Source organism: Streptomyces sp. NPDC028331 (genome assembly GCF_055565775.1).
In genome coordinates this window covers 270,179-293,425 of record NZ_JBVHTR010000005.1, presented here as the reverse complement: position 1 = coordinate 293,425, position 23,247 = coordinate 270,179, and the positions used below count along the sequence as shown (strand labels likewise).

20 protein-coding genes are annotated in these 23,247 nt (G+C 71.1%); 15 read left to right on the top strand and 5 right to left on the bottom strand.

The genetic code is table 11. From position 1 onward, the window contains the following. Positions 1 to 3 precede the first annotated feature (3 nt). The 6 genes from pafA (at position 4) to ACZ4SW_RS09320 (ending at position 5,842) form a co-directional block, all read left to right on the top strand. Positions 4 to 1,365, top strand: a complete 1,362-nt coding sequence (gene pafA, locus ACZ4SW_RS09345) for a Pup--protein ligase (RefSeq protein ID WP_009297738.1) — start codon at positions 4 to 6, stop codon at positions 1,363 to 1,365. Positions 1,366 to 1,504: 139 nt separating this feature from the next. Then, positions 1,505 to 2,506 carry an FKBP-type peptidyl-prolyl cis-trans isomerase gene (locus ACZ4SW_RS09340; RefSeq protein WP_468240023.1) on the top strand — a complete coding sequence of 334 codons (1,002 nt, stop codon included), beginning with the start codon at positions 1,505 to 1,507 and terminating at the stop codon, positions 2,504 to 2,506. A 70-nt stretch (positions 2,507 to 2,576) separates the two neighbouring features. Next, on the top strand, positions 2,577 to 2,948 hold the full coding sequence (locus ACZ4SW_RS09335; protein ID WP_468240020.1) for an FKBP-type peptidyl-prolyl cis-trans isomerase: 372 nt from the start codon (positions 2,577 to 2,579) through the stop codon (positions 2,946 to 2,948). A gap of 463 nt (positions 2,949 to 3,411) precedes the next feature. After that, positions 3,412 to 4,365: a helix-turn-helix transcriptional regulator gene (locus ACZ4SW_RS09330; RefSeq protein ID WP_468240017.1), complete on the top strand. Its 954-nt coding sequence runs from the start codon at positions 3,412 to 3,414 to the stop codon at positions 4,363 to 4,365. A 68-nt stretch (positions 4,366 to 4,433) separates the two neighbouring features. After that, positions 4,434 to 5,552, top strand: coding sequence for a helix-turn-helix transcriptional regulator (locus ACZ4SW_RS09325; RefSeq protein WP_468240343.1), 1,119 nt, complete (start codon positions 4,434 to 4,436; stop codon positions 5,550 to 5,552). A gap of 29 nt (positions 5,553 to 5,581) precedes the next feature. Continuing rightward, positions 5,582 to 5,842, top strand: a complete 261-nt coding sequence (locus ACZ4SW_RS09320) for a hypothetical protein (protein WP_468240341.1) — start codon at positions 5,582 to 5,584, stop codon at positions 5,840 to 5,842. A gap of 616 nt (positions 5,843 to 6,458) precedes the next feature. Here ACZ4SW_RS09320 and ACZ4SW_RS09315 read toward each other — a convergent pair. Then, the gene (locus ACZ4SW_RS09315) at positions 6,459 to 6,791 is read right to left on the bottom strand and encodes a hypothetical protein (RefSeq protein ID WP_468240015.1); all 333 of its coding nucleotides are present in this window, start codon (positions 6,789 to 6,791) and stop codon (positions 6,459 to 6,461) included. A gap of 283 nt (positions 6,792 to 7,074) precedes the next feature. Here ACZ4SW_RS09315 and ACZ4SW_RS09310 point away from each other — a divergent pair, with 283 nt between their 5' ends. The 4 genes from ACZ4SW_RS09310 to ACZ4SW_RS09295 all read left to right on the top strand — a co-directional run bounded on the left by ACZ4SW_RS09310 (position 7,075) and on the right by ACZ4SW_RS09295 (position 11,768). Further along, the gene (locus ACZ4SW_RS09310; RefSeq protein WP_468240013.1) at positions 7,075 to 7,269 is read left to right on the top strand and encodes a hypothetical protein; all 195 of its coding nucleotides are present in this window, start codon (positions 7,075 to 7,077) and stop codon (positions 7,267 to 7,269) included. Positions 7,270 to 7,525: 256 nt separating this feature from the next. Continuing rightward, positions 7,526 to 7,810: a Sec-independent protein translocase subunit TatA gene (gene tatA, locus ACZ4SW_RS09305; RefSeq protein ID WP_468240011.1), complete on the top strand. Its 285-nt coding sequence runs from the start codon at positions 7,526 to 7,528 to the stop codon at positions 7,808 to 7,810. A gap of 47 nt (positions 7,811 to 7,857) precedes the next feature. After that, positions 7,858 to 8,802 (top strand): twin-arginine translocase subunit TatC, encoded by a 945-nt coding sequence (gene tatC, locus ACZ4SW_RS09300; RefSeq protein WP_468240008.1) that lies wholly within the window; start codon positions 7,858 to 7,860, stop codon positions 8,800 to 8,802. A gap of 113 nt (positions 8,803 to 8,915) precedes the next feature. Further along, entirely contained in the window at positions 8,916 to 11,768 is a 2,853-nt protein-coding gene (locus ACZ4SW_RS09295) for a DEAD/DEAH box helicase (RefSeq protein WP_468240006.1), read from the top strand. 93 nt (positions 11,769 to 11,861) lie between these two features. On the opposite strand, the gene atzF is transcribed toward ACZ4SW_RS09295, so the two are convergent. From atzF to ACZ4SW_RS09275, 4 genes are all read right to left on the bottom strand, one after another. Further along, positions 11,862 to 13,529 (bottom strand): allophanate hydrolase, encoded by a 1,668-nt coding sequence (atzF, locus tag ACZ4SW_RS09290; RefSeq protein ID WP_468240003.1) that lies wholly within the window; start codon positions 13,527 to 13,529, stop codon positions 11,862 to 11,864. A gap of 148 nt (positions 13,530 to 13,677) precedes the next feature. Beyond that, a complete protein-coding gene (locus ACZ4SW_RS09285) occupies positions 13,678 to 17,199 on the bottom strand; it encodes a 5-oxoprolinase/urea amidolyase family protein (protein WP_468240001.1) in 3,522 nt (1,173 codons plus the stop codon). Then, positions 17,196 to 17,813, bottom strand: a complete 618-nt coding sequence (locus ACZ4SW_RS09280) for an urea amidolyase associated protein UAAP2 (protein WP_468239998.1) — start codon at positions 17,811 to 17,813, stop codon at positions 17,196 to 17,198. The genes ACZ4SW_RS09285 and ACZ4SW_RS09280 overlap by 4 nt, the downstream gene beginning before the upstream one ends. Further along, the gene (locus tag ACZ4SW_RS09275; RefSeq protein ID WP_468239996.1) at positions 17,810 to 18,634 is read right to left on the bottom strand and encodes an urea amidolyase associated protein UAAP1; all 825 of its coding nucleotides are present in this window, start codon (positions 18,632 to 18,634) and stop codon (positions 17,810 to 17,812) included. Before ACZ4SW_RS09275 ends, ACZ4SW_RS09280 begins: the two co-directional genes overlap by 4 nt. Positions 18,635 to 18,974: 340 nt before the next feature. On the opposite strand from ACZ4SW_RS09275, the gene ACZ4SW_RS09270 reads away from it, so the two are divergent. The 5 genes from ACZ4SW_RS09270 (at position 18,975) to ACZ4SW_RS09250 (ending at position 23,189) form a co-directional block, all read left to right on the top strand. Next, the gene (locus ACZ4SW_RS09270; protein WP_468239993.1) at positions 18,975 to 19,613 is read left to right on the top strand and encodes a TetR/AcrR family transcriptional regulator; all 639 of its coding nucleotides are present in this window, start codon (positions 18,975 to 18,977) and stop codon (positions 19,611 to 19,613) included. 529 nt (positions 19,614 to 20,142) lie between these two features. Then, entirely contained in the window at positions 20,143 to 21,768 is a 1,626-nt protein-coding gene (locus ACZ4SW_RS09265) for a sensor histidine kinase (protein ID WP_468239990.1), read from the top strand. Next, the gene (locus ACZ4SW_RS09260) at positions 21,765 to 22,172 is read left to right on the top strand and encodes a roadblock/LC7 domain-containing protein (protein ID WP_468239987.1); all 408 of its coding nucleotides are present in this window, start codon (positions 21,765 to 21,767) and stop codon (positions 22,170 to 22,172) included. The genes ACZ4SW_RS09265 and ACZ4SW_RS09260 overlap by 4 nt, the downstream gene beginning before the upstream one ends. Next, positions 22,169 to 22,588, top strand: coding sequence for a DUF742 domain-containing protein (locus ACZ4SW_RS09255; protein ID WP_468239984.1), 420 nt, complete (start codon positions 22,169 to 22,171; stop codon positions 22,586 to 22,588). The genes ACZ4SW_RS09260 and ACZ4SW_RS09255 overlap by 4 nt, the downstream gene beginning before the upstream one ends. Then, the gene (locus tag ACZ4SW_RS09250; protein ID WP_468239981.1) at positions 22,569 to 23,189 is read left to right on the top strand and encodes a GTP-binding protein; all 621 of its coding nucleotides are present in this window, start codon (positions 22,569 to 22,571) and stop codon (positions 23,187 to 23,189) included. Before ACZ4SW_RS09255 ends, ACZ4SW_RS09250 begins: the two co-directional genes overlap by 20 nt. Positions 23,190 to 23,247 lie beyond the last annotated feature (58 nt).

Here is a 23,247-nt window from a genome sequence, read left to right as displayed (position 1 = left end):
GTCATGGACCGCCGCATTTTCGGGCTGGAGAACGAGTACGGTGTCACGTGCACGTTCAGGGGACAGCGCCGCCTGTCGCCTGACGAGGTGGCGCGGTACCTCTTCCGCCGTGTCGTGTCATGGGGCCGCAGCAGCAATGTGTTTCTGCGGAACGGGGCCCGCCTCTATCTCGACGTGGGCTCTCATCCGGAATACGCGACACCCGAATGTGACAACGTGATCGAACTGGTCACCCACGACAAGGCCGGCGAGCGCATTCTCGAGGGACTGCTGGTCGACGCCGAACGCCGCCTGCACGAGGAGGGAATCGCGGGCGACGTCTACCTCTTCAAGAACAACACGGACTCGGCGGGCAACTCCTACGGCTGTCACGAGAACTACCTGGTGGCGCGGCACGGGGAGTTCTCGCGGCTCGCGGACATCCTGATCCCGTTCCTGGTGACGAGGCAGTTGCTGTGCGGTGCCGGCAAGGTGCTGCAGACTCCGCGCGGGGCGGTGTACTGCGTGAGTCAGCGGGCCGAGCACATCTGGGAGGGCGTCAGTTCGGCGACGACCCGCTCCCGGCCGATCATCAACACGCGGGACGAGCCGCACGCGGACGCGGAGCGTTACCGCCGTCTGCACGTCATCGTCGGCGACTCGAACATGTCCGAGACGACGATGCTGCTGAAGGTCGGCGCGACGGACCTGGTGCTGCGCATGATCGAGGCGGGCACGGTGATGCGTGACCTGACCCTGGAGAACCCGATCCGGGCGATCCGTGAGGTCAGCCATGACATCACGGGGCGCCGCAAGGTGCGCCTGGCCAGTGGCCGGGAGGCCTCCGCGCTCGAGGTGCAGCGGGAGTACTACGAGAAGGCGGTGGACTTCTGCGAGCGGCGCGGTATCCGGACGGGCACGGTCGAGCAGGTGCTGGAGCTGTGGGGCCGTACGCTGGACGCGATCGAGGCGGAGGACCTCGACCGGATCGGTACCGAAATCGACTGGGTGATGAAGTACAAGCTCATCGAGCGGTACCGGGCGAAGCACAACATGACGATGTCGCATCCGCGGGTGGCGCAGATAGACCTCGCCTACCACGACATCCACCGTCGTCGTGGTCTGTACTACCTGCTGGAGAAGAAGGGCCAAGCCGCCCGGATCTGCAACGACTTGAAGATCTTCGAGGGGAAGTCGGTTCCGCCGCAGACCACTCGGGCGCGGCTGCGCGGTGACTTCATCCGGCGGGCGCAGGAGCAGCGCCGTGATTTCACGGTCGACTGGGTGCATCTGAAGCTCAACGACCAGGCGCAGCGGACGGTGTTGTGCAAGGACCCGTTCCGTTCGGTGGACGACCGGGTGGAGAAGCTGATCGCCGGAATGTGAGACCGGAATGTGAGATGCGCGCTTCGCGTGTGTCACCGCAACGCCACACGGGCGCCGTACGTTTGCCGTACGGCGCCCTTCTCACGCCGTAGAGTTGCGCGCACGCCATCCGACAAGATCGATCGATTGAGGCCCCATCGTGCGCCGACGCTCTCTTCTCCTTGCCGCTGTGCCCGCCGGGCTGGTCACCGTCGCCGGGTGCGGCGACGACAAGTCCAAGGGTGCGAGCGGCACCAGTTCGTCCCCCGCGCCCTCGGGCACGTCGGCCGCCCCGCCGCCGAAGATCGTCGAGGGGCCGTTGCCGGCGATCACCGCGGGCACCGGGTTCGGGCAGAAGCCGACCGTGGCCAAGGGCTCCGGTGCCCCGTCGAAGGACCTGGCGGTCAAGACGGTGATCGCGGGCGGTGGGCGGACGGTCGCGGAGAACGACTACATCCAGGCGAACTACCTGGGCCAGATCTGGGACACGGGGAAGGTCTTCGACAACTCCTACGACCGCAAGACGCCGCTGGTGATCCAGCTCGCCGAGGGCGGCATCATCGACGGCTGGCGCTATGCGCTGGCGGGGAAGAAGGCCGGCAGCCGGGTGCTGATGGCCGTGCCGCCGACCTGGGGGTACGGCACGCAGGGCAATCAGCAGGCGGGGATCAAGGGCACCGACACGCTGGTGTTCGTGGTGGACGTCCTGAACACGTTCAACGCGAAGAGCTCCGCCCAGGGCAAGGCGGTGGCGCAGAGCGCCCCCGACCTGCCGAAGGTGGGCGCGAACACCGACGGCACGGCGCCGTCCATCGACGTGCCGAAGGTGAAGCCGCCGACGGGGCTGGTCGCGAAGTACGTCATCGAGGGCGACGGCGACGAGGTCAAGGCGGACAACACGGTCCTCGTGCAGTACAAGGGCGTGCTGTGGGACACGGGGAAGGAGTTCGACTCCTCGTACGCCCACAACCAGCTCGCCACGCTCTCTTTGCAGCAGGTGGTCAAGGGCTGGTCGCAGGGGCTGACGGGCAAGAAGGTGGGCAGCCGTGTGCTCATCGTCATCCCGCCGAAGCTGGGGTACGGGGACAACCCGCCGAGCGGCAGCGCCATCAAGAAGGACTCCACGCTGGTCTTCTCCGTCGACATCCTGGCGAAGATGTAAGCCCTGCGGGGATGTGAGAGTGTCGGTCTTGCCGCAATGGCCTCAACACGAAACAGCAGGAGCTTTTGACGTGAGCATCGAGAAGCCCGAGATCGACTTCCCGGGCGGCGAGCCCCCGGCCGACCTCGAGATCAAGGACATCTGGGAGGGTGACGGCCCGGAGGCCAAGGCGGGCGACACCGTCTCCGTCCACTACGTGGGTGTCGCCTTCTCCACCGGTGAGGAGTTCGACGCGTCGTGGAACCGCGGCACGCCGCTGCGCTTCCAGCTCGGTGTCGGCCAGGTCATCAAGGGCTGGGACCAGGGCGTCCAGGGCATGAAGGTCGGCGGCCGCCGCCAGCTGACGATTCCTCCGCACCTGGCCTACGGCGACCGTGGCGCGGGCGCCCGGATCAAGCCGGGCGAGACGCTGATCTTCGTCTGCGACCTGGTCGGGGTCTGACCGGGGCGACAGCCACGGAGCCGCCGGGTCCCGGCCCGGCGGCGGTCGGCCGGCTGCCGGAAGCCGTCCGGCGGCCGCCGGACGGCGCCCCGGCGCGGGGGTACCTGTTCTGCCGCGTCGTGGCCGTCCGGCCGCCGGGCCGGGCCGGCGAAGCGGTCGCCCGGCGGCCACGCAGGCGTCCCGGCCGCCGGGGCGGCTCTGACCGGGCGGCTCGGCCGGGTGACGACGACCAGAGCGGCTCGGCGGCGGGAGTACGACCGGAGCGCGCGCCGGGTCCGAGCGTCGCGTCGTCCGGGGCCGCCGAAGCCGGTCGCCGGGGGCGGTGTGGCGGCTGCCCGGAAGGGACCGGAAACGATCAGCCGATGCCCATGCCTGTGCGGGCCTGGGCCCTCGGCTTTTGCCGGGGTGCTCGCGGGCGGTACGGTCGTCCGTCGTAAGCACCATGGGGAGGCGAAGGGCGTCGATGGCCATTGCCAAGGCCGAGCGGCTGATGAACCTGGCGCTGTGTCTGCTGGGGACGCGGCGGCCGCTCAGCAAGCGTGAGCTGCGCGAGTCCATCGAGGCCTATATGGAAGCCGGGTCCGACGACTCCTTCAACCGCATGTTCGAGCGGGACAAGGACGACCTGCGGGAACTCGGACTCGTGATCGAGACCGTGGAGAACCTCGACGGCGAGGTCGGGTATCTGGCCCGCCGCGACAGCAACCGCCTTCCCCCCATCACCCTGGACGCCGAGGAGGCCGCCGCGCTCGGCCTGGCCGCCAAGGTGTGGCAGCAGGCCCGGCTCGCCGGTGCCGCGAGCGGCGCGTTGCAGAAGCTGCGCGCGGCAGGCCTGCCCGAGGACGTCGACCCGTACGGGGCGCACAGTGCCCTGGAGCCCCGAATTCCGGTGCACGAGGCGGCGTTCGAGCCGCTGATGCTGGCCTGCCGGGACCGCCGCCCCGTCGTCTTCGACTACCGCAAGGCCACCGCCGCCCGCCCCGAACAGCGCCATGTCGAACCGTGGGCGCTGGAGTGCTGGCGCGGCCACTGGTACCTGGCCGGCTGGGACCGTGACCGGGGCGCCGAGCGTGTCTTCCGGCTGTCGAGGATCACCGGCAAGGTGCGCAGCCGCGGCGGCGCCTTCACCGCCCCGGTGCCCGACGTGGTCACCGTCCGTGAGACCGTGGCGAGCTGGGCGGGGGAGACCGCCGACCGTTCGGCGCGGATCCGGCTGCGCAAGGACGCGGGGTACCCCCTTCGGGCGAAGGCCACCTCCGTGCGGGAACTCGGTGACGGCTGGGACGAGTTGGAGATTCCGTACGGGCACGGCCTCGACGCCTGGCTGGTGGAGTTCGGGCCCGACGTGGTGGTCCTGGAGCCGGCGGAGCTGCGGGCCGACGTGGTCGACCGGCTGCGTGCCGTGGCCAAGGGCTGAGGGGGAGAGGTACGACCGTGGCAGGCAAACCGGCCAGGCCCGCGAACGCCATCGACCAGACGCGGCGGATGCTGTCGCTGGTGACGTATCTGCGGGAGCGCCCCGGAGCGCGCGTCGAGGATGTCGCCCGGGCGTTCGGGATCACCGAGGAGGAGCTGGTCTCGGACCTCGACGTGCTGCCCATGTGCGGCACCAGCTTCCGCGGCGGCGACCTCCTGGACATCGACACCGACGGCGAGCGCATCTGGTGGCACAACCCGGCCGCCCTCGGCGCGGAGGCGGCCGAGCCGCTGCGGCTGGCGGCGGACGAGGCGACCGCGCTGCTGGTGGCCGCGCGGGCCGTGGCCACCCTGCCGGGGCTGCGGGAGAGCGACCGGCAGGCGCTGCTGCGCGCCACCGCCAAGGTGGAGACCGCCGCGGGCGAGGCCGCGGGCGCCAGCTCCCGCCTGTCGGTGACGTTCGAGTCCGAGGGCGGTGTCTTCGCGGACGTGGACCGGGCCATCTCCGAGCGCCGCCGGCTGTGGATCCGCTACTACTCGCCGGCCCGCGACGAGGTGACCGAACGGGAGATCGACCCGATCCGCCTGGTCAGCGTCGGCCACACCTATGTGGAGGCGTGGTGCCGTCGCTCCGAGGCGCGCCGCACCTTCCGGCTCGACCGGGTCGCCGAGATCAAGATCCTCGACGAGCCGTCGGCGCCGCCGGAGGTGGAGCTGCGGGACCTGTCGGAAGGGCTGGTCCAGCCCGCAGCCGAGGACCCCGAGGTGGTCGTCGAGGTCGGTCCGGGCGGTCGCTGGGTCGCCGAGTACTACCCGCACGACAGCGCGGATGAACTGCCGGACGGCGGGCTGCGTATCACCTTGCGGACCCCCGACCCGGCGTCGCTCAGACGGCTGGCGCTGCGGCTCGGACGGGACGGCCGGATCGTGTCGCCGCAGGATCTCGCGGACAGTGCCCGGCAGGCGGCCCGCGAGGCGCTCGCGGCGTACGGCACACCGCCGGCAGTGGTGCCCGGGGTGGCCGAAGGGCAGGACCACGCGCAGGCGCCGGACCCGAACGAGCCGCCGCGCGCCGGTACCGCCGGGGCGGGCGTGCGGCCGGAGGAGCTGAGCGCGGTCGCCCCCCTGAGGCAGGCCGCGGGGCCCGAGGGCGAACGAGCGGAACGACAAGAGGAGCGAGGGCTGTGAGCGAGTCTCTGGAGTCCGGAGCGAGGGAAATGACGGTGGCGGCCGCCTTCGCCGGGATGAGGAGAGCGGTCCCCGTCGTGTTCAAGGCGGGCTGCCCCGACTGCCGGGGCCGCTTCGAGCTCGCCGCGAGCGCGCTGCGCCTGGCCATCGGCGCCACCAGCCGGACGACGTTCTACTCCTTCACCTGCCCCGAGTGCGGCGCCGCGGTGCGCAAGCCCGCCGGGGAGCGCATCGTGGAGCTGCTCACCGGGGGCGGGGTCAGGACCCTGCGGCTGCACCCCACGGCGTAGTACCGCCGCCACCGGCACGCCGGAGTGCGGGCCGTCGCAGGAGAACGCCGCGGCCGTTTTTTCCGCCACCCGCAAAGGAAAAGGGATGTGGGCTGCGAAAGCCGGTGCGTGGGCGGTGGGGAGGGAATTCCGGTCCTGGCGCGTCGCACCGGTGCCCTCGCCGTGTTCTGCGCGGGCAAGGAGCAGGTTCGGGCCGTCGGATAATGCGGTAACGAATGCGGAATTGCCTGATGCTTGACCGTCGGTAATTGCTTCCGAGGTTCGACCGGATCGACAAGGTCAAAGTGCAGGGCGCGCACACCGCCACCGATGCGAAAACCGACTTCGCTCCGGCGGCCCGCCGGAAAAGAAAGCGCCCGCCGTGTGGCCGGGAGACTCATCGCGTCGCCGATGTGGAATACGAGCCCGGCAGTCCGCGTGAGCGGATCCGGCGGTCCGGCGCCATGAGAAACGGGTGCACGGAAATCTTCGGCTCGTCCGCCCCGGTGCCGTCGCCGACATCACAGTCGATATCGAACGGACGATATCGAACGGACGATGGCGAACCCGAGAAGGTGAAACCGGCGAAGCCGGGTCACGTCGCCGTGACCCGGCTGCCCGACCGGTGCGCCGGAGGTCAGCAGTGGCCGCCCTTGGAGGACGAGAAGGTCATGGGCTTGTTGTACACCACGGTGTGGCCCTTGCCGTCTGCGGCCACGTCCGCGCACCACTTGTTGTCGAACAGCGCGTTGGTGGTGCCGGCGATGGCGGACTTCACGTCACAGGTGTTGTGGTAGTAGATCGTGTAGGTCGCGCTTCCATCCCCCCAGGAGTAATTGAAGCAGCCCACGCTGCCGCGGTGAACCGAATCGGCCGACATGGTGGCCGCGCTCGCCGGCGTGACGGCGGCTATGCCGAGAATCGCCACGGAACCGGCGACGATCAGGCTGAGGCGCTGCTTGAGGCGCATGTTTCCCCCTATGAAATTGAATGGGTCGAGGCGGAGGAACACGCGACGACTCGGTCGTCGATCCGTTTTATGGACGGCGTTTTTCCGTGCCCCCTGCCCAAGGTCGAGCCGATACTAAGTGGAGTGCGACGCCGGTTGTCAAGATCGACAGCAGGCGTGCTGCCCGTTCATCCGGTGGGTCCCGAGAACGGGTAGGCCGTCGGCGAGGCGGCCGCGGGTGCCTTCCTCCGGTCCCGCCCGCTGCTCCGAACAAAACCGCCGCGGACCGTCTAGGCTCGACGTCATGTTCTGGCCGATGTTCGCGGTAGCTGTGGGTTTCCTGGGACTTGCCGTCCTCGGTGTGCTGGCGGTCCGGGTCTTCCTGGAGGCGCGGCGCCTGGGCAGGCAGGTCTCGGACTCGGCGCGCCGTATCAACAGGGCGGCCGAGGACCTGGAGCGGGCGGCCGTGAGCGCGGCCCGGGCGGCCGACCCCCGGTGAGCCGTACCGGGAACTCCTGTGAGCTGCCGAACGTCAGCCCTGTGGTGCCGCTTCGCCCTGTCGCCCCGCCGTTGCCTCCAGGTACGCTGCTGGTCGCGGCCCGGAGCACACGCGGCCCGCGGAGCGAGAGTACGCACAGGGATGGTCCCGTGTTCATCCCCGGGCGATACGATCGCTGCCAGCACGAAGGTCGGACACCTGTCCGACCGGTCGGACAGGCCCCCGCCGCCCCGCCTCAGTGAGAAGGTGAAGACTTATGTTCCGCAACGCACTTGAGCCGTGGCACCTGGTGCTCCTGGTTCTGGTGATCGTCCTCGTGTTCGGCTCGAAGAAGCTTCCGGACATGGCGCGGTCGCTCGGCAAGTCCGCGCGCATTCTGAAGAGCGAGGCCAAGGCGATGAAGGACGACGGCAAGCCGTCCGCCCCCGCCCAGCAGCCGGAGGAGCAGTCCGCGGCCCAGCGCACCATCCAGGCCGCCCCCGGCGACGTGGCCAGCTCCCGGCCGGTCAACGAGCCGACGGACACGACGACCCAGCGCTGACGTGCGGACCGGGGTCTCCGGTCCGCTGCACGAGATGAGGATGTGGGTTGCTCAAGTCCGCCCGCAAGCAGGAGAGGGATCCCGAGGGGCGGATGCCGCTCGCGGATCACTTGCGTGAGCTGCGGAACCGGCTCGCAAAGGGTGTCCTGGCGATCGTCGTCGTCACGATCGTGGCCGCTTTCTACTATCAGGACATCATCAACTTCATCACCAAGCCGCTGCTGGACTCGGTCGGCTGCGCGCAAACCTTCGGGCAGATGGCGAAGACGAAGGAAGACGTCCACTGCGCGCACATCACGGTCAGTGGTCTGCTGACACCCTTCACGCTGGCGTTGAAGGCCTCGCTGACCGCCGGCGTCGTGCTGTCGGCACCGGTCTGGCTCTACCAGCTCTGGGCCTTCGTCGCACCCGGTCTGCACCGCCACGAGAAGAAGTACGCCTACGCGTTCGTCGGATTCGGCTTCCCGCTCTTCCTCGGTGGCGGCTACCTCGCCTACAACGTGCTGCCCACCACGGCGAAGGTGATGATCGGCCTCACGCCCAAGGGCGCTGAGAACCTGCTGCCGCTGGACAAGCTGCTCGACCTGGTCACGCGCATGGTGGTGGTCTTCGGTCTCTCCTTCGAGATGCCGCTGCTGCTCGTGATGCTCAACCTCACCGGCATCCTGTCCGGTCGGCGCATGCTCGGCTGGTGGCGCGGCATGGTCGTCGGCATCGCCGGCTTCGCGGCGGTGGCCACGCCCGGCGCCGACCCGATGTCCATGCTGGCGCTGGCGGCGCCGATCTGGGCGCTGTTCTTCATCGCCGTGGGCTTCTCGCTGCTCAACGACCGCCGCCGGGCCCGCCGCCAGGGCGAGGGACCCGGAGACGACGAGGCCTCCGAGCTCGACCTCACGCCCGAGGAGATCGACGAGGTGGAGGCGGTGAGCGCGAGCACCGCCCCCGAGCTGCCCGGCACCGGCCGGATCAACGGCTATGACGACGTGACGTGACCCGCCCGGCACAGAGCCGAACCGCGATGCCCCCGCCTCCCGGGTGACCTCCCGGAGCGGGGGCATCCGCGTTCCGTCGGTCGACTGCCGGTGATCAGTCCACGTTCCGGATAATGATCGTCCTGTTGTCAGTGGCTCCCGGTACGCTCGAAAGCACGATGACAGAGGACCTCTCCCCGGCCGAGCGGTACGCGGCAGCCCGTAGGCGCGCTGCCGAGCAGGCCACCGCGCTCGCCTCCTTCCGCGAGATGTACGACTTCGGCCTCGACCCCTTCCAGATCGAGGCCTGTCAGGCGCTCGAGGCGGGCAAGGGCGTGCTGGTGGCCGCGCCGACCGGCTCCGGCAAGACGATCGTCGGCGAGTTCGCCGTCCACCTCGCCCTCCAACAGGGCAAGAAGTGCTTCTACACGACCCCGATCAAGGCGCTGTCGAACCAGAAGTACAACGACCTGTGCCGCCGCTACGGCGCACAGAAGGTCGGCCTCCTCACCGGCGACAACAGCGTCAACTCCGACGCACCCATCGTCGTGATGACCACCGAGGTCCTGCGGAACATGCTGTACGCGGGTTCGCAGACCCTCCTCGGCCTGGGCTACGTAGTCATGGACGAGGTGCACTACCTCTCCGACCGCTTCCGCGGCGCCGTCTGGGAGGAAGTGATCATCCACCTCCCCGAGTCGGTGACGCTGGTGTCGCTGTCGGCGACCGTGTCCAACGCGGAGGAGTTCGGCGACTGGCTCGACACCGTCCGCGGGGACACCGAGGTGATCGTCTCCGAGCACCGGCCCGTGCCGCTGTTCCAGCACGTGCTGGCCGGCCGCCGGATGTACGACCTGTTCGAGGAGGGCGAGGGCCACCGGAAGGCCGTCAACCCCGACCTCATGCGACTGGCCCGCATGGAGGCCAGCCGCCCCATGTTCCAGGACCGCAGGCGCGGCCGTGCCATGCGCGAGGCCGACCGCGAGCGGGAGCGCAGACAGCGTGCCCGGGTCTGGACGCCGAGCCGGCCCGAGGTCATCGAACGGCTGGACGCCGAGGGCCTGCTGCCCGCGATCACGTTCATCTTCAGCCGCGCCGCCTGCGAGGCCGCCGTGCAGCAGTGCCTCTACGCCGGCCTCAGGCTCAACGACGAGGAGTCGCGGGAACTGGTACGCGCCCTCGTCGAGGAGCGCACGGCCTCGATCCCGCGCGAGGACCTGCACGTCCTCGGCTACTACGAGTGGCTGGAAGGCCTCGAGCGCGGTATAGCGGCCCACCACGCGGGCATGCTGCCCACCTTCAAGGAGGTCGTGGAGGAACTCTTCGTCCGCGGCCTGGTGAAGGCCGTGTTCGCCACCGAGACCCTCGCGCTCGGCATCAACATGCCCGCCCGCTCGGTGGTGCTGGAAAAGCTCGTCAAGTGGAACGGCGAACAGCACGCCGACATCACCCCCGGCGAGTACACCCAGCTCACCGGCCGCGCCGGCCGCCGCGGCATCGACGTCGAAGGCCACGCGGTGGTCCTGTGGCAGCGCGGCATGAGCCCCGAGCACCTCGCGGGCCTGGCCGGCACGCGCACCTACCCGCTGCGCTCCAGCTTCAAGCCGTCGTACAACATGGCCGTCAACCTGGTCGAGCAGTTCGGCAGGCACCGCTCCCGGGAACTCCTCGAGACGTCCTTCGCACAGTTCCAGGCCGACAAGTCCGTCGTCGGCATCTCCCGCCAGGTGCAGCGCAACGAAGAGGGCCTCGAGGGCTACAAGCAGGCCATGACCTGCCACCTCGGCGACTTCGAGGAATACGCCCGGCTGCGCCGCCAACTGAAGGAACGCGAAACCGAACTGGCCCGGCAGGGCGCCGCCCAGCGCCGCGCCGAGGCCGCCGTCGCTCTGGAGAAGCTCAAACCCGGCGACGTCATCCACGTCCCCACCGGCAAGTACGCGGGCCTGGCCCTGGTCCTGGACCCCGGCCTGCCCGCCGGCCGCGTGGGCGGCCACCGGGGCCTGGAGTACCAGGACGGCCCGCGCCCGCTCGTCCTCACCGCCGAACGGCAGGTCAAGCGGCTGGCCACGATGGACTTCCCGGTGCCCGTCGAGCCGCTGGAGCGTATGCGGATCCCGAAGTCCTTCAACCCGCGCTCGCCGCAGTCCCGCCGCGACCTCGCCTCCGCGCTGCGCACCAAGGCCGGGCACATCCCGCCGGAGCGGCACCGCAAGCGGCGCTCCCAGGCGGCCGACGACCGTGAGATCGCCCGCCTGAGGGCCGAACTGCGCGCCCACCCCTGCCACGGGTGCAACGACCGCGAGGACCACGCCCGTTGGGCCGAGCGCTACCACCGGCTGCTGCGCGACACCAAGCAGCTCGAACACCGCATCGAGGGCCGCACCAACACCATCGCGCGTACGTTTGACCGGATCGTGGCGCTGCTGACCGAGCTGGACTACCTGCGCGGCAACGAGGTGACCGAGCACGGCAAGCGGCTCGCCCGGCTCTACGGCGAACTCGACCTGCTCGCCAGCGAATGCCTGCGCGAGCGCGTCTGGGAGGGACTCGCCCCGGCCGAACTGGCCGCGTGCGTCTCGGCGCTGGTGTACGAGGCCCGGGTCGGCGACGACGCGATGGCGCCCAAGCTGCCCTCGGGCAGGGCCAAGGCCGCGCTCGGCGAGATGGTGCGGATCTGGGGCCGTCTGGACGCCCTGGAGGAGGAGTTCCGCATCAGCCAGACCGAAGGCGTCGGCCAGCGCGAACCCGATCTCGGGTTCGCCTGGGCCGCGTACATGTGGGCCAGCGGCAAGGGCCTGGACGAGGTCCTGAACGAGGCGGAGATGCCGGCCGGCGACTTCGTACGGTGGTGCAAGCAGGTCATCGACGTCCTGGGCCAGATCGCGGCGGCCTCACCTGCGGAGGACTCGACCGTGGCCAAGGCCGCGCGCAAGGCGGTTGATCAGTTGCTGCGGGGTGTCGTGGCCTATTCGTCGGTGGGGTGAGCTTTCGCCGGCGGGTGCGGTGCGGGTGCGGGCGTGTTGTGCTCGCTCGCGCCCGCGCGGCCATGACGTATGCCGACTCGGCCCCGCGCCCGTTCAGGCCTGTTGCCCTCCCCTCTGAGTCACATACGTCCGCCAGCCGCCGTATGACGTGATGTCCCGCGCGTCCGTCAGGGCGCCGGGCTCGCACAGGAAGCCCGGGACCCGGCTTCCGTCCGCCAGCTGCACGCTGCCCAGCGTCATCGGGCGGGGGAGGGCCGTCAGCAGGCGGCCCAGGCCTTCTGCCGGGAGGCGCCAGACCTCCGTCTCGATCGCCGAGCCGCCTTCCCCCACGTGGACCAGGCCCGGCTTCGGCGGGTCCGTGCGCAGCGCGTGCAGGCGGTAGACGGGGGCCGTGGTCGTCGTACGATCCAGCCGGGCGCCCAGGGACCGGAGTTGGGGGTTCAGGGGCTGGCCCGACAGGTGTGCGCCCACCACGGCCACACACGTCTCCGGTCGCAGGGCGGACGCGATGCGGGCCAGGCGTTCGTCGGTGAACGCCGGGCCGACCAGCATCACGCCGAACGGCAGCCCGTTCACCTCGCCCGCCGGGACGGCCACCGCCGCCAGGTCGAACAGGTTCGTGGAATTGGTGAAGCGGCCCAGACGGGCGTTGGCGCCCAGCGGATCGGCGGCGACCTCGGCGAGGGTGGGGTGCCCCGGGGCGGTGGGCAGCAACAGGGCGTCCGCGTCGGCCAGTTCCGCGAGGGCGTGGGCGCGCAGGGCGGCCAGCCGGGCCTGGTCGGCGAAGAGCCGGTGGGCCGGGATGTGGCGGGCGCGGCCGATGATGCCGGCGACCGTCGGGTCGAGGCCCTGGCCGCCCTCGGCCGTCAACGTGTCGACAAAGCTCCCGACCGCCGTGTAGCGCTCCGCCACGAACGCACCCTCGTACAGCATCGCGGCCGCCTCCGTGAACGGGGTCAGGTCGATGCTCCGCACCTCGGCACCCGCTTCGACGAGCCGGCCGACCGCGGCCTCGTAGGCCTCCGCCCAGCCCTCGTCCAGCTCGCCGAGTCGCGCCGGTGACGGGACCGCGATGCGCCAGGGGCCCGGGGCCCGCTGGGGGAGCGGCGGGAGCGGGCGGTCGGGTGGCGACGCCATGTGGGCCAGGGCCTGCTCGGCCTCCGGGAGCGTACGGGCGAAGACGGTGACGCAGTCGATGGAGGCGCAGGCGGGCACGACACCCCTCGTGGGGACGAGGCCACGGGTGGGCTTGAGGCCCACGATGCCGTTGAAGGCGGCCGGGACCCGGCCCGAGCCCGCGGTGTCCGTGCCGAGGGCGAAGTCGACGATGCCGAGCGCCACCGCCACGGCCGAGCCGGAGCTGGAGCCTCCGCTGATCCTCGCCGGGTCGTGGGCGTTGCGTACGGCACCGTAGGGGGAGCGGGTGCCGACCAGGCCCGTCGCGAACTGGTCCAGGTTCGTCGTGCCGAGCACGATGGCCCCCGCCTCGCGCAGGCGCGCGACGACAGGGGCGTCCTCTTCGGGCGCGTACGCGTACGCCGGGCACCCTGCCGTGGTGGGCAGGCCCTTGACGTCGATGTTGCCCTTCGCCGCGAAGAGTCTCCCGGCCAGGGGCAGGTGTTCGCCTGCGGCCACTCGGGCGTCGACGGTCCTTGCTTCGGCCTCCACGTCCGACTGGTCGCGGAGGTCGATCCAGATTTCGGGGCGGTCGACGGCTTCCACGCGGGCGTATGCCTGGCGGACTCGGATCAGGGTGGACATCTGTGCTCCTGGGCTGGGGTGGATTCGTCGGTCGGCCGGTGGGCGGTGCGTGCCGCGGTGTGTGCCCATCCGTTCCGCCCCGGGGGTACCGCCGAGGCCGTCGAGGCACTGGGGGAGGAACGACCGCCCGCACACCACCTGGTAGCCGTCACGGTGCCGTCGCCTGCGGGGGGCCGAGAACCAGCAATGCCGTGCCCGCTTCCACCTGGGCCCCCGGCCCGGCCAGAATCTCCGTCACCACGCCGTCGACCGGCGCGTGCACCCTGGACTCCATCTTCATCGCCTCCAGGGCCAGCAGCGGCTGCCCCGCCGTGACGTGGTCGCCCGGCTCCACGTTCACCTGCCACACGGACGCGGCGAACTCGGCCTCCACGAGCCGGCCTCCCCGCGGAACCGTCACCTCGCTCTGCGCCGCGGGGACGCTCGCCGTCTCCGCCCGGGCGAACTCGCCCGACGCCTCCCAGGCGGCGCGTTCCGCGGCGAAGGCGGCCTGCTGACGTGCCCTGAACTCGGCGATCGCCACGGCGTTGTCGGCGAGGAACGCCTCGTACTCGGCCAGGGAGAACACGCCCTCCTCGATGCGCGGCACGAAGCGCCCGGAGGTGATGTCCGCGCGGAGTTCAAGCAGTTCCTCCGCGCTCACCGGATACCACCTGATGCGGTCGAAGAAGCGCAGCAGCCACGGCGAGCCCGGCTCGAAGGCGCCCCACTGCTGCCATCCCGACCAGACCTGCGTCGTCCGCCCCACGAACTGGTAGCCGCCGGGGCCCTCCATGCCGTAGACGCACAGGTAGGCGCCGCCGATGCCGACCGAGTTCTCGGCGGTCCAGGTGCGGGCGGGGTTGTACTTCGTGGTCACCAGGCGGTGGCGCGGGTCCAGGGGCGTGGCCACGGGGGCGCCCAGGTAGACGTCGCCCAGCCCGAGGACCAGGTACTCGGCGTCGAAGACCGTGCGGTGGACGTCGTCGACCGATGCCAGGCCGTTGACGCGGCGGATGAACTCGATGTTCCACGGGCACCAGGGCGCGTCGTCGCGGACGCCCGCCATGTAGCGGGCGATGGCCTCACGAGTGGCCGGGTCGTCCCAGGACAGCGGGAGGTGGACGGTGCGGGACGGCACGACCAGTTCGTCGGTGGGCGGCAGGTCCGCGACCATGCCGCGGACGAGCGCGAGCAGTTCGGGCTGGGCGAGCCTGCCCGGATCGGTCCGGATCTGCAGGGAGCGGATTCCCGGGGTGAGGTCGGTGACTCCGTCCAGACACGCCTGCGACACCGCCTCCATCAACGCGTGGACCCGCATCCGCAGCGCCAGGTCCAGCCGCATGGGACCGAACTCGACCAGCAGGTTGTCGTCGCCGCTGCGCCGGTATGTCACGTCGCCGTCGCGGGCCAGTACTCCGCCGTCCACGATGGCGGGCCGGGGCGCGCCGTCGTCGGCCAGCGGAGCGAAGCGGACCGTGTCCCCCGGGCGCAGTTGGCCGAGCTTCCAGCGTTCCCCGGTGGGCAACGTCGCCGGGCAGACGAAGCCGCCGAGCGACGGACCGTCCGGGCCCAGCAGAACCGGCATGTCGCCCGTGTAGTCGACGGCGCCGACCGAGTACGGCGTGTCGTGGATGTTGGACGGGTGCAGGCCCGCCTCGCCGCCGTCCGGACGGGCCCAGCGCGGCTTGGGGCCGACCAGCCGTACGCCGGTGCGAGCCGAGTTGAAGTGGACCTTCCACTCGGCGGCGTAGAAGTCGTGGATGTCGTCCTCGGTGAAGAATTCCGGTGCCGCGTGCGGGCCTTCCAGGGCTCCCAGGATCCACGACGAGGTGAAGGCCGGGCGGTCGCCGGCCGGGACCGGGGTGCCCGTCGTCTCCGTCCCGCCGTGCAGGACGTCTCCCGGGCGCAGCGCCCGCCCGCCGTGGCCGCCGAACCGGCCCAGGGTGAAGGTGGCCGCACTGCCGAGGAAGGCGGGCACGTCCAGGCCGCCCCCCGCGAACAGCACATAGGTCCGCAACCCGTGCTCGGACGGTGCACCGACCTCCAGGACGGCGCCCGCCGGCACCGTCACCGGCTCCCACTGCGCGACCGGCGCACCGTCCACCGTGACCGGTGCCGGGGCGCCCGTGACGCACACGGTGGTGGCGTGCGTGAAGCGCAGCGTCGGCCCCTGGAGCGTGCACTCCAGGCCGGGCGCGCCCTCCGGGTTGCCGACCGCCCGGTTGCCGAGACGGAAGGAGAGGGCGTCCATCGGGCCGCACGGAGGCACGCCGACCTGCCAGTAGCCGGTGCGGCCCGGCCAGTCCTGCACGGTGGTGAGCGTTCCGGCGGACAGCACCTCGATGCGCGGGGTCGGGTCGACGACGGCGGCAAGGGTGGCCGTGGAGTGAGTGGCCGACCGGAAGGCCTCGTCCGCGAGGGCCGCACGGATCTGGCCCAGGTTGGTCTCGATGCCGTCCACACGGGTGCGGGCCAGGGCCTCGTCCAGCCGCCGCCGCGCGTGCTCCCGGTCCGGTCCGTAGGCGATCACCTTGGCGAGCAGGGGGTCGTAGGAGGTCGTGACCTCGGTCCCCGTCTCGATCCAGCCGTCCACGCGCACACCCTGCGGGAACTCCACACGGGTGAGCAGTCCGGCGCCGGGCCGGTGGTCGCGGGCGGGGTCCTCGGCGTAGACGCGGGCCTCGACGGCGTGGCCGCGGGGCGGGCCCGGGTCCCGTACGACGCCCTGGTCGCCGCGCGCCAGGCGCAGCATCCAGGCGACGAGGTCGACGCCGTATATCTCCTCGGTGACCGGGTGCTCGACCTGGAGGCGGGTGTTGACCTCCAGGAAGTAGGCCTCCTCGCGGACCGCGTCGTACACGAACTCCACCGTGCCGGCGGACCGGTAGTCGACGGAGGCGCACAGGTCGCGTGCGGCGGCGGTCAGCCGACGCCGTATGCGGGCGGGGAGCCCCGGTGCCGGTGCTTCCTCGACGACCTTCTGGTTGCGGCGCTGGAGGGAGCAGTCGCGGTCGCCGAAGGTGACGACGTTCCCCGCGCCGTCGCCGAATATCTGCACCTCGACATGGCGGGCGTGCTCGACGAGCCGCTCCAGGAAGACGCCGGCCGTGGAGAAGGAGGCGGCGGCGACGCGCTGCACCCGCTCCCACGCCTCGGTCAGTTCACCGGCGGAGCGGCATGCCGACATTCCGATGCCGCCGCCCCCGCCGGTCGCCTTGAGCATCAGGGGGTAGCCGATCGCGTCGGCCTGGGCGAGTGCCTCGTCCAGGGAGGCGAGCAGGCCCGTGCCCGGGGCCAGCGGTACTGCGGCCGCCCGGGCCGCCGCCCGCGCGGTGTGCTTGGTGCCGAACAGTTCGAGTTGTTCCGGGGTCGGCCCCACGAACACGATCCCGGCGTCCTCGCAGCGGCGCGCGAAGGCCGCGTCCTCGGACAGGAAGCCGTAGCCGGGGTGGATCGCCCCGGCGCCCGTGTCCTTGGCGGCCTTCAGCACCAGGTCCGGATCGAGGTACGACTGCTTGGCGGGCGCCGGGCCCAGCCGTACGGCCTGGTCGGCGAGACGGACGTGGGGCGCCGACCGGTCGGCGTCGGAGTACACCGCGACCGTGCGCAGGCCCAGCTCCCGGGCCGTACGGAGGATCCGGACGGCTATCTCGCCCCGGTTGGCGACCAGCAGCGTGTCGAAGCTCATGCGGCGTCCCCCCGGCGGGCTCCGACCGTCATCTCCACGGCCGTCGGATCGAAGCCGTTGCAGGGGTTGTTGATCTGGGGGCAGTTGGAGACGAGGACGAGGACGTCGCGCTCCGCGCGCAGCGTCAGCGAGAGGCCGGGGGCCGAGATGCCGTCGACGATGCCGAGGGTGCCGTCCTTCTCGACGGGCACGTTCATGTACCAGTTGACGTTCGAGACGAGATCGCGCTTGCCGAGGCCGTACCGGGCGCCCTCCGCCAGGAAGTTGTCCACGCAGGCGTGCTGCGAGAAGGTGTGGTGGCCGTACCGGAGTGTGTTCGACTCCTTGGAGCAGGCGCCGCCGACCGTGTCGTGCCGGCCCACGTCGTCCGCGACGACCGTCATCAGCGGCGTGTGCTCGTTGGACAGCAGCACGCTGCCCGTGGTCAGGAAGATGGTGCCCTGCGCGTGGATCGTGTCGGGGGCGCTGTAGCGCACGGACGTGTCGTGCGCGTCGTACACGAGGAAGTCGACGGCCTGGTTGCCGTGCAGGTCGGTGATGGTCAGCGTCCCGCCGGTGGGTACGACGGACGACCAGGCGGCGCGGGCCGGAACGACGGTCTTCGCGATGTTCATGCGAGCCCCCTCGCGGTGAGGAATTCGGCGGTGTTCAGGAAGGCACGGCGACCCTCCGGGGTGGCCTCCCACAGGGGGTCGCCGGGGCGGGTCGCCGCCGAGCGCCAGGCGAGCACCTCCAGCGGGGTGCACACGTAGTCCGGGCGCGGATCGGCCGGGTGGGGGACGTTGGCGAGGAGCACCGTGACGTCCTGCTCGGCGCGCAGGGTGACGCTGCCGCCGGGGCCGGCCGAGCCGGCGAAGTCGAGGGCGCCGTCCTCGCGGACCTCGACCCCCTGGAAGAACGACAGGGAAGGCGGCAGATCGCGCGGCTCCAGGCCGTTCTTCGCGGCGGCCAGCTTGAACAGCTCCCGTCCGGCGGGCGACGCGGACTGCGGGGTGCCGTCCCCGTACCGCCGTGTGTTGCGGACGAGCGTGGAGGTGCCGCACAGGGCGTCGTGCCGTCCGGAGGTGTCGGTGACGACCGAGGCGAGGACGCGGCCCTGGTCGGACAGCAGCAACCGTCCCTCACCGAGGTACGCGTTCCACTGCACCTTGACCGTGTCGGCCACGTTCAGCCGCTCCCACGGGCGGTCGGCGACGAACAACAGCAGATGCGCGCAGGCGTCGCCGCGCAGGTCCGTCAGCCGCAGCTCGGTGCCGCGGGCCAGCACCCGGTGCGTGTAGTTGCCGCCCGCCACGGTCTCCGCCCACACCAGGCGGTCCGCCTCGCACGGCGGCGCGGGCCACGCGCTCGCCGGTACGACGGGCATGGCCTCGGCACGGGTGCCCCCCTGCGCCCGGGCGTGGTCACGTGCTCCGTAGGTGGTCGCTGTCGCCATCGCGGGACCTTTCGGGGTCGGGTGACTCTGCGGTGGTTTCTGTCGCCCGACAGAAATTAGGCGGGCGCGGGGTCGCCGCCGTGTCCCGGGTGTTGCCGGTCGGTTTCCGGTCCCTCACGGCGGGCGCCGAGCGGGCCGACTCCCGCACGGGCGCGGACTGCGCGGGCCGACTCCCTCTTGGTCGGATGCCGTGCGGGACGGCTCCTTCACGGTCGGGCGCGGTGCGGAACGGCTCCCTCGCGGCGCGGTGCGGGACGGCTCCCTCCGGTCGGGCGCCGGGCGGTCCTGTCGTCGTCCCGCCCGAGATCGTCGTACGGGGTCGTGTGCGAGGATCGACCGCATGGGAACCGGTGGTGGGCGGCGGGTCGGCAGGCCGCGGGCGGAGCGTCGGCCCGACAGCGGGCTGTCGCCGCGCGACGAGCTCCTCACGGCCGCCGCCGAGTTGTTCACGACTCGCGGGTACGCCGCCACCACCACGCGGGCCGTGGCCGAGCGGGCCGGAATGCGGCAGGCCTCCATGTACCACTACGTCTCCGGCAAGGAGGAACTGCTCGCCGCGCTGCTGGAGTCCACCGTCACACCCTCCCTGGCCTGCGCGCGCGAGCTGCTCGCCGACGACGCCGCCCCGGCCGAGGACCGGCTGTGGGAGCTGTGCCGCACCGACGTCGAGCTGCTCTGCGGCGGCCCGCACAACCTGGGCGGCCTCTACCTGCTGCCCGAGGTGCGCTCCGAGCGGTTCGCCGGCTTCCACGCCGTGCGCGCCGAACTCAAGGACGCCTACCGGCAGTTGATCGCCGCCACCCGCGCCGGGTCGGCCCTCGCCAAGGGTGAGCTGGAGCTGCGCACGGACCTGGTCTTCGGGCTGATCGAGGGCGTCATCCTGGTCCACCGCTCAGACCCGGACCGTCCGGTGTCCGTCTTCGCGGATGCCACGGCGGACGCGGCGCTGCGTATCGCCGGAGTTCAAGCCGGACTCTGATCCGGAGTTCAAGCCGGACTCTGATCCGGAGTTCAAGCCGGACTCTGATCCGGAGTTGAAGCCGGACTCTGATCCGGAGTTCAAGCCGGACTCTGATCCGGAGCCCGATCCGGAGCTCGATTCGGAAGCCCCGATCCGGAGTCTGAGGCTTCCTCGGGTCCCCCGATCCTCGGGTCCCCGGACCCCTCGGAGCGCCAAGTCCACTGGCCGCAGCTTGAATTCACCTGTGCGGGCGATCCCCTTCGCCCGGCCGTGCATCGCTACTGTGCGTGTTCGAATCGAAGCTCACCGTGGGAAAAGTGCCGAGCGTACTCCTCGTCCGGTGGGCATTTCAGGTGCTTGCCGAATATGACATGGCGATGATCCGGTCGGACTAAGCTCGCCCGCGGCGCACCGAGTTGAGGTGAATTCGTGCGCCTGTTCCCAAACTTACCGAAGATCCAGTTGTCACCGTGTTCCGATCCGGTACCTACCCGCATTTCCCCCCGCAAGCACCCCGACCCAGCCGATTCCGTCTCAGAGGGCATACATGGTGAGTGTTCAATCGCCTCCCGGTGGCCGTGAACTTCCCTACGCGCGCGTGCTGTTGGTGCCGGTCATACTGATGTCCGCGGCGACGGGGGCCGCCGTCGCCGTGCTCACCGGGCCGGCCCGGGCCGCCGTCGGCTGGTGCGGGGCCATCGCCACCGTCCTGGTGACCGCCGTCGTGGCCGCGGCGGTCCACCGCGAACGCGCGCTGCGGGCGCTGCGCGCCGAGTGCGCGGAGCGCACCGCCATCCTGGAACGGCGGATCGCCTCCCAGAACGACGACCTCGACTACCTCCGCACCGAGATCGTGCCCAGGGCGGTCGCCAAGCTGCGCGAAGCCATCTCGCCCGCACAGGTGCTCACCCAGCTCGTCGACGGGACCCCGGAGTTCCGCGGCATCCCCGACGCCCAGCGCCGGTTGCTGAAGGCCATGCTCCAGGTCATCGACCGTGAGATCGCACGCCGCGACTCCGCGCTGCGCGCCTTCGTCAACATCGCCCGCCGGGTCCAGGCCATCGTCCACCAGCAGGCCAAGGAGCTGCGGGAGATGGAGGAGGACCACGGCATGACCCCCGAGGTCTTCGACGACCTGCTGCGCCTCGACCACGGCAACGCGCTCATCGGCCGCCTCGCCGACTCCATCGCCGTCATCGGCGGCGGCCGCCCAGGCCGCAAGTGGCCCCAGCCCGTGCCGCTGTACAGCTGCCTGCGCGGCGCGATGAGCCGGATCCTGGAGTACCGCCGCATCGAGCTGCACTCCATCGCCCAGGTCAACATCAGGGGCGAGTCGGTCGAGCCGATCATCCACGCCGCGGCCGAACTCCTGGACAACGCCACACGCTACTCACCGCCCAACACCAAGGTGCACGTCACCGCCACCGAGGTGCAGACCGGGGTCTGCGTCGAGATCGAGGACGGCGGAGTCAGCCTGAGCGGGGAGAACCGCGCCAAGGTGGAGAGGATGCTGGCCGAGGCCCAGGCCGGAGTCGACGTCCAGCAGCTCGGGGAGGCCCCGCGCCTCGGTCTCGCCGTCGTCGGACGCCTGTCGTCGATGTTCAACATGGACGTCTCGCTGCGGAAGTCGGCGTACGGCGGTGTCCGCGCCATCCTCGTCGTCCCGAACGACATGACGACCACCGACCCCGCACCCGGGCAGGCCCACGGCATCGGTGTCACCTCCATCCCGACCCTGGACAACGACGGCGTCGCGGGGCCCGCGCGCAAGGAAAAGAGGCGTCACCCGACCAGCGGGCCGCGGATCCCGGAGCGGTTGTCGCTGGAGGACGACGTCCCCGTGGTCACCGAGTGGACGGCCAACGGCCTGCCGCAGCGCCGCAGCCGGGTGAAGGTCCCGCTGAGCCAGCGGATCGCCCAGGCCGCCGCCGCCGAAGCCGCCGCGCAGGCCATCGAGGCCCGGAGCCACGCTCCCTTCCGGCCCGAGCCCGAACGGAAGAAGAAGGACGAGCCGCCGCCCGGCATGTGGGTGGAGGCGTTCTTCGCCGGGCTCAAGGCCGCCCCTGACCCGAACGCCTTCTCCTCCGGGCCGCCGGACGACGACCCGCACGCAACCACCAGCACCGACGAGCCGGCCGCTGCCCAGGCCGACGACGAGGGGGACCCGAAGTGATCCAGCAGCGAGGCAACCTGGACTGGTTGCTGAAGGAACTCGCCGACGGCGTGCCGGGCATCCATCAGATCGTGGTGCTCTCCGCCGACGGACTGCGCATCGCCCGTTACGGCGGCGACCCCGACGCGGCCGACCGCGTCGCCGCGGCCTGCGCCGGACTGCAGAGCCTGGCCGGGGCGGTCGCGGCCGAGATGCCGGACAGCGACGGCCGGATGCGCATGGTCATCATCGAGATCGACGGCGGCTACTTCTACATGATGGAGGCCGGGCCGGGCGCCTACCTGGCGGTCCTCTCCGACGTGGTCGCGGAGGCCGGCCTGATGAGCAACCGCATGCGCGACCTCGTCATCCGCATCGGCGACCACCTGACGAGTCCGCCGCGACGCACCGGGCAGACCGTATGACGCCTCCGCAACGGCGCCGGCGCCATCCCGAGGAACAGCCTCCCCCGGAGCCTGTCACCGAAGGCGGCGCGACGGAGGGCGAGGGGAGACAGCCCGAGCGGCTGTACATCCTCGCCGGCGCGGCCGACGGGGGCGAACGGGCCCCCATCGACCTGGTCACCCTGATCGTGACCAGCGCCGATCCGCCGCCCGCCGCCACGCCGGAGCAGTCGGCGCTGCTCCGGCTCTGCCAGACCCCCCTGTCCGTGGCCGAGATCTCGGCCTACCTGACCCTGCCGTTCAGTGTGGTGACCATGCTGATCACCGAGCTGCTGGCGGCCGAACTGGTTCAGGCACGCGCCCCGATCGTCCGGCAGGCGGAGGTGCCCGACCGTTCTCTCCTCGAAGCGGTGATGCATGGACTTCAAAAGCTCTGACACCGTCCCGGGACCGGCCCCCGAGGACCACCTGCCGCACACCACGCAGGCGGCGGTCAAGATCGTGATCGTGGGCGGGTTCGGGGTCGGCAAGACCACCATGGTCGGCTCCGTCAGCGAGATCAGGCCGCTGACGACCGAGGAGACCATGACCCAGGCGGGCGTCGGAGTCGACGACAACTACGGTTCCGACAGCAAGACGGCCACCACTGTGGCCATGGACTTCGGGCGCATCAGCATCACCGAGCAACTGGTGCTCTATCTGTTCGGCACCCCGGGCCAGGAACGCTTCTGGTTTCTGTGGAACGGCCTGTTCGAGGGGGCGCTCGGCGCCGTCGTGCTGCTCGACACCCGCCGCCTCGAGGTCAGCTTCGATGTCATCGGCCGACTGGAGGAGCGGGGCGTGCCCTTCGTGGTCGCCGTCAACGCCTTCCCCGACGCGCCCCGTTACCCCGTCGAGGAACTCCGCGGGGCACTCGACCTGCCGATCGAGATCCCGATCATGGAGTGCGACGCACGGCGCCGGGCCTCCAGCCGCGAGGTCCTGATGACCCTGATGCGTTTCCTGCACTCCCTGGCGATGCGCCGTGCCCCCGTCTGACGAGGCCGGCGCTCCCGTCTGAGGAGGCCCGCGCCCCCATCTGACGAGGGCCGCGCCC